This window comes from Streptomyces sp. NPDC096079, from assembly GCF_040303145.1.
Lineage (GTDB): Bacteria > Actinomycetota > Actinomycetes > Streptomycetales > Streptomycetaceae > Streptomyces.
The window spans coordinates 113,044-126,264 of record NZ_JBEOST010000018.1; the positions used below are offsets into that span (position 1 = coordinate 113,044).

Below are 13,221 nucleotides of genomic sequence, written 5' to 3' on the forward strand. Positions count from 1 at the left end.
GCGGTCACGGAGGCATCACAAAGGCCGGTTGCCGCCGCCTGGAGGTCCAGGCGGCGGCAACCGGCCTTGTACGGAGGGGGCTCGGCGCTACGCGCTCAGCGCCGGGATGATGTCGGAGCCGTACGCGTCGATCGTGCCCTCGCGGTTGTCGTGCATGTCGTAGACGGCGAACTGGTCGACGCCCAGGGACTTGAGGTGGCGGAGCTTCTCGATGTGGGCCTCGGCGGGGCCCAGGAGGCAGAAGCGGTCGACGATCTCGTCGGGGACGAACTCGGTGTCGGGGTTCCCCGCGCGGCCGTGGTGGGAGTAGTCGTAGCCGTGCCGGTCCTTGATGTACGCGGTCAGCTCGTCCGGCACCATCGCGGAGTGCTCGCCGTACTTGGCGACCAGGTCGGCGACGTGGTTGCCGACCATCCCGCCGAACCAGCGGCACTGGTCACGGGCGTGGGCCAGGTCGTCGCCCACGTAGGCGGGCGCGGCGACGCAGATGGTGAGGGCGTCCGGGTCCCGGCCGGCGTCCGCGGCGGCCTGGCGGACGGCCTTGACCATCCACTCGGTGAGGAACGGGTCGGCGAGCTGGAGGATGAATCCGTCGGCCTTCTGCCCGGCCAGGGCCAGCGCCTTGGGACCGTACGCCGCCATCCAGACGGGAAGCCTGCCGTTCCTGATCCAGGGCAGCCGGATCGCGTTGCCGTCCACCTCCGCCTCACGGCCCTCCGCCAGGTCGCGGATGACGTCGATGGCCTCGCCGAGCCGGGCCAGGGTGTTGGGCTTGCGGCCGGCGACGCGCATGGCGGAGTCGCCGCGGCCGATGCCGCACACGGTCCGGTTGCCGTACATGTCGTTGAGGGTGGCGAAGGTGGAGGCCGTGACCTCCCAGGTGCGGGTGCCGGGGTTGGTCACCATCGGGCCCACGTGCAGCTTGGTGGTGTTGGCCAGGATCTGGCTGTAGATGACGAAGGGCTCCTGCCACAGGACGGCGGAGTCGAAGGTCCAGCCGTACCGGAAGCCGTTGCGCTCCGCCCGGCGCATGAGCCCGACGACCTCCGAGGCGGGCGGGTCGGTCTGCAGGACGAGTCCGAAGTCCACTCGGACCTCCAAGTTCAAGTCGGTGCGGTGAGGTCCCGGGTGGTTCAACCCAGGTACTGGCAGGTGGAGCGCGGCACGAAGGTGCCGTGGCCGGTGCGGCCGACGTACTTCCGTCCGTCGATCACGACCTCGCCCCGGGAGAGGACGGTCTCGACCTGGCCGGTGACGGTCCTCCCCTCGTACGCCGAGTAGTCGACGTTCATGTGGTGCGTCTCGGCCGACAGCGTCTGCGTCGCGTGCGGGTCGTAGATGACGATGTCGGCGTCCGAGCCCGGCGCGATCGTCCCCTTCTGCGGGTACAGGCCGAACATCCGGGCCGGGGTGGCGCAGGCGATCTCGATCCAGCGACGCCGGGAGATGTGGCCGTCCACCACCGCCTGGTGGAGCAGGTCCATGCGGTTCTCCACGCCCGGAAGCCCGTTCGGGATCTTCGAGAAGTCGCCCCGGCCGAGCTCCTTCTGGCCGACGAAGCAGAACGGGCAGTGGTCGGTGGACACCACCTGGAGGTCGTTGGTCCGCAGCCCGCGCCACAGGGCCTCCTGGTGGTCCTTCGGGCGCAGGGGCGTGCTGCACACGTACTTGGCGCCCTCGAAGTCCGGCTCGGCGAGGTTGTCGGTGGAGAGGAACAGGTACTGCGGGCAGGTCTCGCCGAAGACCGGCAGCCCCATGTCCCGGGCCGCCGCCAGCTCGGCCAGGGCCTCCCGCGCCGAGACGTGGACGACGTACAGGGGCGCCCCCGCCACACGGGCGAGCTGGATCGCGCGGTGGGTGGCCTCCGCCTCCAGCAGCGCCTTGCGGACCTCGCCGTGATGGCGCGGGTCGGTCTCGCCGCGGGCCAGGGCCTGCTCCACCAGGACGTCGATCGCGATGCCGTTCTCCGCGTGCATCATGATGAGCCCGCCGGTGTCACCGGCCGTCTGCATGGCCCTGAGGATCTGCCCGTCGTCCGAGTAGAAGACCCCCGGATACGCCATGAACAGCTTGAACGAGGTCACGCCGTGCTCGATGAGCTTCGGCATCTCCTTGAGCGTCGACTCGTTCACGTCCGACATGATCATGTGGAACGCGTAGTCGACCGCGCACTTCCCGTCCGCCTTCTCGTGCCAGGCGCTGAGGCCGGCGTGCAGCGACTCGCCCTTCGTCTGCACCGCGAAGTCGACGATCGTCGTCGTCCCGCCCCACGCCGCCGCCCGTGTCCCGGTCTCGAACGTGTCGGACGCGAAGGTGCCTCCGAACGGCAGCTCCATGTGCGTGTGCGCGTCGACCCCGCCCGGGATCACGTACTTCTGCGAGGCGTCGATCACCTGGTCCGCGGTCCACTGCTGGCTTCCCGGCGCCGCGAGGGCGACCACCCGGCCGTGCTCGATCAGCACGTCCGCGTGCACTTCGTCGGCGGCGGTGACGACCAGACCGCCGCGGATGAGGGTACGACTGCTGCTCACGCTGCTTCTCCCCTTGCCGGCTAGATGGATCGGAGTGCCTGTTCGAGGATGGCGGCGCCCTCCTCGGCCTCGGAGACGGTGAGCGACAGCGGCGGCGCGATGCGCAGGGTGCTGGTGTCGTGCCCGCCGCCCTTGCCGATGAGCAGGCCGTTCTCGCGGGCGGCCTCCAGGACGGCGCCGGCCGCCTCCGGGTTCGCCCGGTCGGTGCCCGGTTCGGTGAGTTCGAGGCCGATCATCAGACCGCGCCCGCGGACCTCCCGTACCGCCGGGACTCCTGCGGCCGCCGCCCGGACGCGCTCGATGAGGAGGCCGCCGACACGACGGGCGTTGCCCTGGAGGTCGTGCTCCAGGAGGTACGCGAGGTTGGCGAGCCCGGCGGCCATCGTGACGGGCGAACCACCGAAGGTCGAGATGGAGTTGGCGTCGATGCAGTTCATGATCTCGGCGCGGGCCACGACCCCGCCGATCGACATGCCGTTGCCGATGCCCTTGGCGAAGGTGAGGATGTCGGGCGGCCCGGCCTGGCCGTGCGCCTGCCAGCCCCAGAAGTGCTCGCCGGTGCGGCCCCAGCCGGTCTGCACCTCGTCGGAGATCCAGAGGATGCCGTGCCGGTCGAGGACGCGGCGGAACGCGGCGTACAGGCCGTCGGGCGGGGAGGTGAAGCCGCCGACGCCCTGGATCGGTTCGGCGATGAGGGCGGCGACGTCCCGGGTGTGCCCGAGGAGGTCCTCCAGGTCGGCGACGCAGGCCTCGATGAACCGGTCGTCGGTGTACTGGGCGTACGGGCCCCGGGTGCGGACTCCGCCGTGCACGTACAGGGTCTGGAGCGGGGAGAGGCCGGTGGGCGACCAGGCACGGTTGCCGGTGATGCCCACGGTGGAGAAGGAGCGGCCGTGGTAGCTGTTGCGCATCGCCAGGATCTGGTTCGAGCGGCGGTACGCGGTGGCGAGGAGGAGCGCCGTGTCGTTGGCCTCGGTGCCGGAGGTGGTGAAGAAGACGCGGGCGTCGGGGATCCCGGAGAGGCCGGCGACGCGCTCGGCGAGCTCCACCATGGGGCGGTTGAGGTAGAGCGTCGAGGAGTGGATGATCCGCCCGGCCTGGTCGGCGACGGCCTTGGTGACCTCGGGCAGGGCGTGGGCGGTCATGGTGGTGAGGATGCCGCCGAAGAAGTCGAGGTACCTGCGTCCCTCGGCGTCCCAGACGTGACGGCCGTCGCCGTGGGTGATCTCGAGGGGGTCGCGGTAGTAGAGGGCGACCCAGTCGGGGATGACGGCCTTGTGCCGGGCGTACAGGCTGCTCACGGGCGCACCAGCCCGTCGTACGCGTCGGGGCGGCGGTCCCGGTAGAAGGCCCACTGCTGCCGGACCTCCTCGATGAGGCCGAAGTCGAGGTCGCGGACGATCAGTTCCTCGGTCTTGTCGGAGGCGACCTCGCCCACGAACTGCCCGCGCGGGTCGACGAAGTAGCTGGTGCCGTAGAAGTCGTTGTCGCCGTACTCCTCCTGGCCGACGCGGTTGATGGCGGCGACGAAGTACTCGTTGGCGACGGCGGCGGCGGGCTGCTCCAGCTGCCACAGGTAGGAGGAGAGGCCGCGCGAGGTGGCGGACGGGTTGTAGACCAACTGCGCTCCGTTCAACCCGAGTTGCCGCCATCCCTCGGGGAAGTGACGGTCGTAGCAGATGTAGACGCCGACCTTGCCGACGGCGGTGTCGAAGACCGGCCAGCCGGCGTTCCCCGGGCGGAAGTAGTACTTCTCCCAGAAGCCGCGCACCTGCGGGATGTGGTGCTTGCGGTACTTGCCGAGGTAGGAGCCGTCGGCGTCGATGACGGCCGCGGTGTTGTAGTAGAAGCCGGAGTCCTCGATCTCGAAGACGGGGACGACGATCACCATGCCGGTCTCGCGGGCGAGGTCCCGCATCCGGCGCACGGTCGGGCCGTCGGGGACGGGCTCGGCCCAGCGGTAGTGCTCGGGCTCCTGGACCTGGCAGAAGTAGGGGGCGTTGAACACCTCCTGGAAGCCGATCACCTTGGCGCCCTGCCGGGCGGCCTCCCGGGCGTGCTCCTCGTGTTTGGCGATCATGGATTCGGTGTCGCCGGTCCAGGTCGCCTGGACGAGCGCGGCGCGTACGACGTCGGACATGAGAGCTCCTTCGGCACGGCGTCAGAGAGCCTCTACGCCCGTAGACACGGTGCGTAGGAGGAGAACGTAAGCCCCGTCACACCCCGGAGCAAGACCGCCGCCGGGAAGCGGCTGGGTCGATCATGTTTCATACCCGAGTGGTCCACGTCGGACACGTACCGACACGTACGGACCCATACGGATAGGGCCCCGTCGCCCCTCACACCCCGGCCAGGCCCGCCACCCTCAGGGCGTGGACCAGATCCCGCTCCCTGCTCGCCGAGACCGCGCGGGCCGCGGCCAGCAGCCGGGGGACGAGCCCCCGCGGGTCCGCGCCCGCGAGCCGGGCCGCGTCCTCGGGGGCGCGGACCCGGACGAACGCGGTGAGCAGGGCGTGGGCCTCCCGGTGGTGCCCCTCGGCGCGCAGCGCGGCGCACGCCCCGGCGAGCTCGTCGACCGGGCGGGCCACGCCCTGCCGGAGCAGCTGCTCGCAGTCCCCCGGCCGGCCCGCGTCGGCGAGCGCGCCGGCGACGGCGGCGAGCCGCCCGGGCGGCAGCGAGGCCGCCTCCCAGAGCAGGGTCGACCAGTCGGCGTCCATTCCGGACCGGTGCAGCTCCGCCGCGAGGGCGGGCAGCCGGGCGGGCGGTCCCGCGAGCGCCTCGCAGAGCAGGGCGTGGGCCTCGCCGCTGCGGCCCTGGGCGCGCAGGCGCCGGAGGGCGTAGACGGCGTTGGCCGCGGCCCGGGCGGCCTCGACCGGGTCGGCGGGGGCGGCGGCCGGGGCGGCGGTCTCCGCGCCGCCGAACCGGGCCCCTCGGGGCGCGGCTCCCCCGGCGGGCAGCGGGGGCGGCGGGACCGGGGCCTCCTCCACCAGGTCGGCGCTCTCCTCCAGCCAGGCGTACCGGGCACCCCGGGGCCGCCGCCCGCCCTTGCCGGACCGCACGGCACGGGCGGAGGCCCTGGCCGGGGCGGCGACGGGGGCGCCGGCCGGGGCGGCGTTCGAGACACCGTCCCGGGCGCCGGCCGGGGAACCCGCCGGGGAGCCGACCGGGAAACCGGCCAGGGAACCCGCCGTGGCACCGGCCGGGAAACCGTCCGGGGCGCCGCCCGGGGAACCCGCCGGGGAGCCGGCCGGGAACCCGGCCAGGGAGCCCGCCGTGGCACCGGCCGTGGCACCGGCCGGGAACCCGGCCAGGGAGCCCGCCGTGGCACCGGCCGTGGCACCGGCCGGGGAGCCGGCCGGGGAGCCGGCCGGGGAGCCGACCGGGGAGCCGACCGGGAAACCGGCCAGGGAACCCGCCGTGGCACCGGCCGGGAAACCGTCCGGGGCGCCGGGCGTGGCGCCGGCCGGGGAACCCGTGGGGAAGGCGGCCGGCGCCTCCGCCCGAGGTCCGGTGTGCGGGTCGTGGTGCGCCGCGGCGGGGCCTCCCGTGTCCGGCGTCCCGCCTCCCAGGCGGGCGAGTCTGCCGGTCAGTTCGGCGACGCGGGCGGTCGCCCGCGCGTGGTCGTCGCGCGTCCAGGCGAGGTCGTGCTCCAGGCGGGCGGCCTCCGCCGCGTCCGTGGTCGTGCGGAGCCGTTCACCGAGGTCCCGGGCGCGGGACCCGGCGTGGCGGCGTTCGCGCTCCATCAGGTCCCGGCGTTCGGCGAGGGCCTCGACCCCGCCGGGCCGGCGGTCGTGGGCGCCCGCGGCCGCCGCGTACAGCCGCGCGCCGCGGGCGGCGAACGGCCCGTCGGCGGTCTCCCCGGCGTCCTGGAGGAGGGAGGCGACGATGTCCCAGGGCAGGATCTCGACCCCGTCGAGACAGGCGCGCAGGCCCTCCGGGTCGCGGGCGGCGAAGACCCCGTACCAGCCGCCGTCCTCCCCGGCCCGGCCGACCAGCTCCGTCAGCCACCGCCCGAACGCGGCGATCTCCACCGGGAGTTGATACATCGTCATGCGTCACGCACCTGCCCCGCCGTCGACTGGAACCCTCCGGTCCGCGGGTATTGGACCGCAGTCGTGTTACGGGACGACTACGGACCGTTTTCAGAACGTGACGACGATCCCGGTGTGCGGGCGCTTCCCGCGCCGGACGATCATGGCGGGCACGTCGGTCAGCCAGTACTGCCAGGTGTACTTGCGGGCGAGCAGGCGCCGGATCCGGCCCAGCTCCTCCCCCTCCACGAGGCGGCCGGTGCCGGCGTACCGCTCGGCGCCCTCGGCGACGTTGCCGCGCAGGTCGCAGACGGCGACCTCGACCCGGGGGTCGTTGCGCAGGCGCTTGACCTTCCAGGAGTCGTCGCGGGTCCACACGTACAGCTCGGAGCCCTCCACCGCGTACCAGACGGGCGTGGCGACCCCCGTGCCGTTCTTCCGGAAGGTGGTCAGGCTGACGTAGCGGCCGCGCCGCAGCTCTTCGGGCATCATGCCCCGCAGCCTATTCCGGGGTGGAACGCTCGTACGCGGTGCGGGCCTCGGCGATCTCGGGGGCGTGGGCGCGCGCCCAGTCGCAGGCGGTGTCGAGGGGTGCGATGAGGGACCGGCCCAGCTCGGTGAGGGCGTATTCGACGCGGGGCGGGTTCTCGTCGTGGGCGGTCCGGGTGAGGAAGCCGTCGCGCTCCATGGCGCGGAGGGTCTCGGTGAGGACCTTGGGGGTGATCCAGTGCAGGGGGACGCGCAGTTCGGAGAAGCGGCGGGGCGTCCCGTCCTCCAGGCAGCGCAGCACCATCGCCGTCCACTTGCCGCCGACCCGGATGGGCTGACCGTGGCTCAGCCCGCAGTCGGGGTCGCGGAAGAGGGTGGGGCTCAGCGACTGCCGGGAGAGCTGCTCGATCATGGGGTCGACGCTAGCCCAGTACCGTTGAAGTAACCAGGGGTGCCGGTTCTACGGTCCGGCCATGGACATGTACAGCGACAGCGACAACACCAAGAGCATCGTCGTCTTCGGGGCCGGCGGGAGGGTCGGCCGGGCCGCCGTGGCGGAGGCCGTGGCCCGGGGCCACCGGGTGACCGCCGTGGTCCGCGACCCGGCCGCGTACCGCGATCTGGAAGGGGCGGGCGTCACGCTCGTACGGGGCGACGCCACGGACGCGGCCTCGGTGGGGGCGCTCGCGGCGGGCCACGACGCGGCGGTGAACGCGGCGGTCCGCCTCGACGTGCCCTCGGTCGACTTCTTCACGGCGGCGGCGAAGGCGATGGTCGCCGGGCTGACGGAGGCCGGGGTCGGGCGGCTGCTCACCCTGGGCATCGCCACCACCCTGGAGACGGCACCCGGAGTGCGGATCATGGACGCGCCGGACTTCCCCGAGCAGTACCGGACGTTCTCCCAGGGGCACGTGGCCGAGTTCGAGCTGCTCACGGCGGAAGCGGGACCCGGGCTCGACTGGCTGATGGTGGTCCCGGGCCTGGACCTGAACGCGGAGGCAGAGCGCACGGGCGGCTACCGGACGGCGGTGGGCAGGGTGATCGAGGGGCCGGGCCGCATCTCCCACGCCGATCTGGCGCTCGCCCTCCTGGACGAGATCGATCACCCCCGCCACAGCCGCGTGCAGCTGGCGGTCTCCGTCTGAGCGCTCCGGGAGCCCTCAGACGGGCGCCGGGGCGCAGTGCGCCACGAGCGCGTCCATGGAGAGGCCGAGGACCCCGGCCAGGGCCGCGACGGTGAAGAAGGCCGGGGTCGGGGCCCGGCCGGTCTCGATCTTGCGAAGGGTCTCGGCGGAGAGACCGGCGGCCGCGGCGATCTCGACCATGGACCGCTCGCCGCGCGCCTCGCGCAGGAGCAGGCCCAGGCGCTCGCCGCGCTCGCGCTCTTCGGGGGTCAGGGGGGTGCGCACCATGCGGCCATTCTAATACCGGTATAGTAATTGGCCATGGTGGAGATCAAGACGAACGAATCGCTGGCGGCCATGCGCGAGTCCGGCCGGGTGGTGGCCCGTGCCCTGGCGGCCGTGCGGGAGAAGGCGGCGCCCGGCGTGCCGCTCACCGAACTGGACCGTGCCGCGCGCGAGGTGCTCGACGCGGCGGGCGCCGGCTCGCCCTTCCTGGACTACCACCCGGAGTGGGCTCCGGTGCCCTTCCCCGCGGTCGTGTGCGTCTCCGTGAACGACGCGATCGTGCACGGCATCCCGGACGGGACCAGGCTGGCGGCAGGTGACCTCGTCTCCGTGGACTGCGGGGCCACGCTGGGCGGCTGGGCCGGCGACTCGGCGGTCAGCTTCACGGTCGGCCCGGCGCGGCCGGAGGACGCCCGGCTGGTCGCGGCGGCGGAGGAGGCCCTGGCGGCCGGCATCGCGGCGGCCGTCGTCGGCAACCGCATCGGCGACATCGCCCACGCGATCGGCAGGGTCTGCCGGACCGCGGGGTACGGCATCCCCGACGGCTTCGGCGGCCACGGCATCGGTCGCGCCATGCACGAGGACCCGGGCGTCCCCAACGAGGGACGCCCGGGCCGGGGCATGAAGCTGCGCCACGGGATGGTGCTCGCGATCGAGCCGATGCTCATCGGCGGCGGCACCGACGAGCACTACACGGCGCGGGACGGCTGGACGATCCGCACGTCCGACGGCTCGCGCGCCTCCCACGCCGAGCACACGGTGGCGATCACGGACGAGGGCCCGCGCGTCCTGACGGCGCTCTGAGGCCTGTCTCCACGATCCGAAAGGCAGGTCCTAGCCGGCGTCCGGCCGCACCACCATGGCCGAGCCGCCGCCCCTGCGGACGGTCTCCGCGGCGGCCACCCAGCGGCCGTCGGGGAGGCGCTGGACGCCGGTCGCCGCGCCGATCTCCGGGTTCTGCCGGAAGCCGTGCCCGATGCCTTCGAGCGCGGTCCTCAACGGGCTGTTCCACAGGGCGGGTTCGAGTTCGGTGGTGGTCTGGTTGCGCTGGCTGGCGCGCGGCGCGGCGATCGCGTCGACGAGCGGCAGACCCCGGTCCAGGACGCCCGTCAGGGTCTGGAGCACCGTGGTGATGATGGTCGCGCCGCCCGGGGAGCCGAGCGCGAGGACGGGGCGGTCGTGCCGGTCGAGGACGATCGTCGGCGAGATCGACGAGCGCGGACGCTTGCCGGGGCCGGGCAGGTTCGGGTCGTGGACGGCCGGGTTCGCCGGGGCGAAGGAGAAGTCGGTCAGCTCGTTGTTGAGCAGGAAGCCCCGGCCGGGCACGGTGATGCCGCTGCCGCCGGTGGACTCGATGGTGAGGGTGTAGGCGACGATGTTGCCCCACTTGTCCGCCACCGTGAGATGGGTGGTGTTCTCGCCCTCGTACGTGGTCGGGGCGGCGGTGCCGCCGCTCGCGCACGGCACCGGGCTGCTCGGGTCGCCCGGGGCGAGCGGGCTGGTCAGGGCGGCGTCGTCGCGGATCAGGCAGGCGCGGGAGTCGGCGAACCGCTGCGAGAGCAGGCCGCGCGTCGGCACGGACTCGAAGGCCGGATCGCCGACCCAGCGGCCGCGGTCGGCGAAGGCGATGCGGCTGGCCTCGATGTACCGGTGCAGGTACTGGGCCTGGGACGCCGCCGAGAGGTCGGTGCCCTCCAGGATGTTCAGCGCCTCGCCGACGCTCGTGCCGCCCGAGGAGGAGGGGGCCATGCCGTAGACGTCGAGGCCGCGGTACGAGACCTTCGTGGGCCTGCGGGACTCGGTGCGGTACGCGGCGAGGTCGGCCTCCGTCAGGTCGCCGGGGCGGACGGTCCGGGTGGCGCCCGCGCGCAGCGGGGGCGTGCGGACGGTGTTCACGATGTCCCGGGCGAGCGGCCCCCGGTAGAGGGCGCCGACGCCTTCGCGGCCGAGCTTCTCGTACGTGCGCGCCAGGTCGGGGTTCTTGAAGACGGAGCCGACCACGGGCAGCTGCCCGCCGGGCAGGAAGAGCGCGGAGGTGGCGGGGAAGTCCCGGAACCGGGCCTCGTTGGCGGCGGTCTGGGCGCGGAAGGTGGGGTCGACGGCGAAGCCCTCGCGGGCGAGCCGTTCGGCGGGTTCGAGCAGGGTGCCGAGCCGCTTGGTGCCCCAGGCGTCGAGGGCGGTCCTCCAGGTGGCGGGGGTGCCGGGGACGCCGACGCCGAGGCCGCTGGTCTGGCCCTCCTCGAACGGGATGGGCGTGCCGTTCTCCACGAAGAGGCCGGCGCCGGCGGAACGGGGCGCGGTCTCGCGGCCGTCGACGGTCCGCACGGTGCGGGTCCTGGCGTCGTAGTACACGAAGTAGCCGCCGCCCCCGATGCCCGCCGAGTACGGCTCGGTGACGCCGAGGGCGGCCGCGACGGCGACGGCGGCGTCGACCGCGTTGCCGCCCTTGCGGAGCACCTCGATGCCGGCCGCCGAGGCGTCGGCGTCGACACTCGCGACGGCGCCGCCGTACCCGACGGCGACGGGTTCCTTGACGGGCGGGTCCGGGACGGGCGGCGCCTTCGACGGCGCGGCGGCGCCCATCGAGAGCACCGTCGCCGCGACGGCGAGCAGCGAGACCTTGCCAGCGGCGGAGCGACGCATTCCTACCTCCAGTCAACGACCGTCCGCGCAGCGTAACTTCCCGTGCCGTCTCCCGTCAGGACCGCCTCGAACCGGTGGGCGATCGCCGCTAGCATGCGCGCCTATGAACGAAGACCTGCGCAACGTGGTGCTCGGGGTCCTGGCCACCGGTGTCAGCGGCTCCCTCGGCTGGCTGACGCGCACCCATGTCTGGCGGCGGCGGCTGCGTCGCAAGCAGGCCTTCTTCGGGCTGCCCTCCGGTTCGGAGTGCCTGCTCGTGGTGAACCGTCTGGCCGGCAGTGAGCGGGGGGTGCACGCCACGGACGTGTCGGCGCTGCTCGAACTCTCGGCGCTGATCAAGGACTGCGGGGCTCGGCCCCGGGTCGTCCAGCACGACACGGCCCGTCAGGGCCTCGGGGAGATAGCCGAGTTCTGCATCGGCGGCCCCTACTCCAACCGGCGCATGGCGGCCCATCTGCCGAATCTGCTGCCGGGCCTCACGATGAACGTCGAGCAGGAGCCGCGCGAGGACCGCGGGATGCTCACCGTGGCGGGCGAGACCTACCGCCCGGAGTGGGGGGTGGACGAGTACGTCGTCCTCGCGCGCCTCACCCGCGGCGAGGACGGCCGGCCGGTGTTCCTGGTGTGCGGACAGGCCGCGGTCACCAATCAGGCCGCGGCGCGGCACCTGGCGCGCCACCACGAGGCGCTGGCGGGCAAGTACGGTCCGAACGGTTCCTTCGTCCTGCTCCTGCGGGTGGTCAACTCGCAGGCGTACGGCCCCGACGTGGTCGAGCTGGTGGCCGATGTCACGCGCGCGGCGCGGACGGCTCCAGCGGCCGCACCGGCAGCGACTTGATCCCGTTGATGAAGTTGGAGACGAGGCGCCGGGGCGGTCCCGCGAGGGCGAGGCCGCCGCAGGACGCGCGCAGCTCCTCGTGGAACACCCGGAGCTGGAGCCGGGCGAAGTGGGCGCCGAGGCAGACGTGCGGCCCGTCGCCGAAGGAGACGTGCGGGTTGGGGCTCCGGCCGAGGTCCAGGCGGTGCGGGTCGGTGAAGGCGCGTTCGTCGTGGTTGGCGGAGGCGTGGAAGACGACGACCTTGTCACCCGCGCGGATCCTCCGTCCGGCCAGCTCGGTGTCCCGCGCGGCGGTGCGCCGGAAGGACAGCACGGGCGGGTGCACGCGCAGGAGTTCGTCCACCGCCGTGTCCACGGGGACCTCCCCCCGCCACAGCCTCGCCTGCTCGTCCGGGTTTTCGGCCAGGGCGAGGACCCCGCCGGGGACGGCGCTGCGGACGGTGTCGTTCCCGGCGACCGTGAGCAGGAAGAAGAACATCTCCAGTTCGGCGTCGCCGAGTTCGGAGGCCGCGAGCACGCTCATGACGTCGTCCGCCGGGTGCGCCCGTTTGTGGGCGGCGAGCTCCTGGGCGTAGCCGAACATCTCGGCCAGCATGGCGGGCGAGCGGGGGTTGACCGGCCGTCCCCCGGCGTCGAGGACCGGCGGCTCGTCGGGGTCCTGGTAGGCGATGACCCGCTCGGTCCAGGCGTGCAGGAGTCCCCGGTCGGTCGCGGGCACCCCGAGCAGGTCGGTGAGGTTGAGCAGGGCGTAGTCGTCGGTGACGGCGCGGACGAGGTCCACCTCGCCGCCGTCGGCGAACGCGGCGGCGAGCGACGCGCGGGCCCGCTCGCGGGCGGTCGCGGCGAAGCGCTCGATCCGGCGGGGCGTGAAGGCCCGGCTGACGAGCTTCCTCAGCGTGCCGTGGTCCGGCGGGTCCTGATTGAGCATCATGCGCCGGATGAAGGGCAGGTCGGCGGGGTCGGGATCACGGATCTGGGTGGCGCCGAGACACGAGGAGTACGTCCCCGAGTCCTTGAGCACCCGCACGACGTCGGCGTGCCGGGTGACCGCCCAGAACCCGGATCCGGCGGGCCAGCCGAGGACTTCGGGCTCCGCCTGCCAGGAGACGGGCGCCCGGTCCCGCAGGGCCCGGAACCGGTCGTGCGGGACGCCGGCGGCGTAGATCCGGGGATCGAACACGTCGGGTGCGACGGTCCTGCTGTGCACCGGCCCCTCCCATCGGAGTGAAGACGTCACCATCATGACAGGTCAGGGGCGGTTTTCGTAGGACGGAACGCAC

13 protein-coding genes are annotated in these 13,221 nt (G+C 73.4%); 3 read left to right on the forward strand and 10 right to left on the reverse strand.

The annotated features are described in order from the left end of the window. Positions 1–87: 87 nt before the first annotated feature. The 7 genes from ABTY59_RS29105 to ABTY59_RS29135 all read right to left on the reverse strand — a co-directional run bounded on the left by ABTY59_RS29105 (position 88) and on the right by ABTY59_RS29135 (position 7,463). Complete coding sequence (locus ABTY59_RS29105; protein WP_352022018.1) at positions 88–1,089, reverse strand: TIGR03842 family LLM class F420-dependent oxidoreductase; 1,002 nt, start codon at positions 1,087–1,089, stop codon at positions 88–90. A gap of 44 nt (positions 1,090–1,133) precedes the next feature. Beyond that, positions 1,134–2,531 (reverse strand): dihydropyrimidinase, encoded by a 1,398-nt coding sequence (gene hydA, locus ABTY59_RS29110; protein WP_352022019.1) that lies wholly within the window; start codon positions 2,529–2,531, stop codon positions 1,134–1,136. 20 nt (positions 2,532–2,551) lie between these two features. After that, positions 2,552–3,832 carry an aspartate aminotransferase family protein gene (locus ABTY59_RS29115; RefSeq protein WP_352022020.1) on the reverse strand — a complete coding sequence of 427 codons (1,281 nt, stop codon included), beginning with the start codon at positions 3,830–3,832 and terminating at the stop codon, positions 2,552–2,554. Beyond that, a complete protein-coding gene (locus tag ABTY59_RS29120; protein ID WP_352022021.1) occupies positions 3,829–4,671 on the reverse strand; it encodes a nitrilase-related carbon-nitrogen hydrolase in 843 nt (280 codons plus the stop codon). The genes ABTY59_RS29115 and ABTY59_RS29120 overlap by 4 nt, the downstream gene beginning before the upstream one ends. Positions 4,672–4,870: 199 nt before the next feature. After that, a complete protein-coding gene (locus tag ABTY59_RS29125; protein WP_352022022.1) occupies positions 4,871–6,583 on the reverse strand; it encodes a UL36 very large tegument protein in 1,713 nt (570 codons plus the stop codon). A 90-nt stretch (positions 6,584–6,673) separates the two neighbouring features. Then, positions 6,674–7,054 (reverse strand): PPOX class F420-dependent oxidoreductase, encoded by a 381-nt coding sequence (locus ABTY59_RS29130; protein WP_352022023.1) that lies wholly within the window; start codon positions 7,052–7,054, stop codon positions 6,674–6,676. 10 nt (positions 7,055–7,064) lie between these two features. Further along, positions 7,065–7,463, reverse strand: a complete 399-nt coding sequence (locus tag ABTY59_RS29135; protein WP_352022024.1) for a winged helix-turn-helix transcriptional regulator — start codon at positions 7,461–7,463, stop codon at positions 7,065–7,067. Between the two features lie 61 nt (positions 7,464–7,524). Between ABTY59_RS29135 and ABTY59_RS29140 the strand changes: the two genes are divergently transcribed. Then, a complete protein-coding gene (locus tag ABTY59_RS29140) occupies positions 7,525–8,196 on the forward strand; it encodes an NAD(P)-dependent oxidoreductase (RefSeq protein ID WP_352022025.1) in 672 nt (223 codons plus the stop codon). A gap of 15 nt (positions 8,197–8,211) precedes the next feature. Here the strand turns inward: ABTY59_RS29140 and ABTY59_RS29145 are convergent, their stop codons facing one another. Then, complete coding sequence (locus ABTY59_RS29145; RefSeq protein ID WP_352022026.1) at positions 8,212–8,463, reverse strand: helix-turn-helix domain-containing protein; 252 nt, start codon at positions 8,461–8,463, stop codon at positions 8,212–8,214. Positions 8,464–8,496: 33 nt separating this feature from the next. Here ABTY59_RS29145 and map point away from each other — a divergent pair, with 33 nt between their 5' ends. After that, positions 8,497–9,264, forward strand: coding sequence for a type I methionyl aminopeptidase (gene map / locus ABTY59_RS29150; protein WP_352022027.1), 768 nt, complete (start codon positions 8,497–8,499; stop codon positions 9,262–9,264). Positions 9,265–9,294: 30 nt separating this feature from the next. Here map and ggt read toward each other — a convergent pair whose 3' ends face one another. Beyond that, entirely contained in the window at positions 9,295–11,103 is a 1,809-nt protein-coding gene (ggt, locus tag ABTY59_RS29155; RefSeq protein ID WP_352022028.1) for a gamma-glutamyltransferase, read from the reverse strand. A gap of 103 nt (positions 11,104–11,206) precedes the next feature. On the opposite strand from ggt, the gene ABTY59_RS29160 reads away from it, so the two are divergent. Further along, positions 11,207–11,941: a hypothetical protein gene (locus ABTY59_RS29160; RefSeq protein WP_352022029.1), complete on the forward strand. Its 735-nt coding sequence runs from the start codon at positions 11,207–11,209 to the stop codon at positions 11,939–11,941. Here the strand turns inward: ABTY59_RS29160 and ABTY59_RS29165 are convergent. Further along, on the reverse strand, positions 11,892–13,148 hold the full coding sequence (locus tag ABTY59_RS29165; RefSeq protein WP_352022030.1) for a cytochrome P450: 1,257 nt from the start codon (positions 13,146–13,148) through the stop codon (positions 11,892–11,894). The two genes, ABTY59_RS29160 and ABTY59_RS29165, sit on opposite strands and share 50 nt — an antisense overlap. Between the last annotated feature and the right edge of the window lie 73 nt (positions 13,149–13,221).

Excerpts from the sequence above, each read along its gene's own strand:
- ABTY59_RS29145 (WP_352022026.1), bottom strand. The coding sequence starts at position 8,463 with ATGGTGCGCACCCCCCTGACCCCCGAAGAGCGCGAGCGCGGCGAGCGC.
- ABTY59_RS29135 (WP_352022024.1), bottom strand. The coding sequence starts at position 7,463 with ATGATCGAGCAGCTCTCCCGGCAGTCGCTGAGCCCCACCCTCTTCCGC.
- map (WP_352022027.1), top strand. The coding sequence starts at position 8,497 with ATGGTGGAGATCAAGACGAACGAATCGCTGGCGGCCATGCGCGAGTCC.
- ABTY59_RS29130 (WP_352022023.1), bottom strand. The coding sequence starts at position 7,054 with ATGATGCCCGAAGAGCTGCGGCGCGGCCGCTACGTCAGCCTGACCACC.
- ABTY59_RS29120 (WP_352022021.1), bottom strand. The coding sequence starts at position 4,671 with ATGTCCGACGTCGTACGCGCCGCGCTCGTCCAGGCGACCTGGACCGGC.
- ABTY59_RS29125 (WP_352022022.1), bottom strand. The coding sequence starts at position 6,583 with ATGACGATGTATCAACTCCCGGTGGAGATCGCCGCGTTCGGGCGGTGG.
- ABTY59_RS29160 (WP_352022029.1), top strand. The coding sequence starts at position 11,207 with ATGAACGAAGACCTGCGCAACGTGGTGCTCGGGGTCCTGGCCACCGGT.
- ggt (WP_352022028.1), bottom strand. The coding sequence starts at position 11,103 with ATGCGTCGCTCCGCCGCTGGCAAGGTCTCGCTGCTCGCCGTCGCGGCG.
- ABTY59_RS29140 (WP_352022025.1), top strand. The coding sequence starts at position 7,525 with ATGGACATGTACAGCGACAGCGACAACACCAAGAGCATCGTCGTCTTC.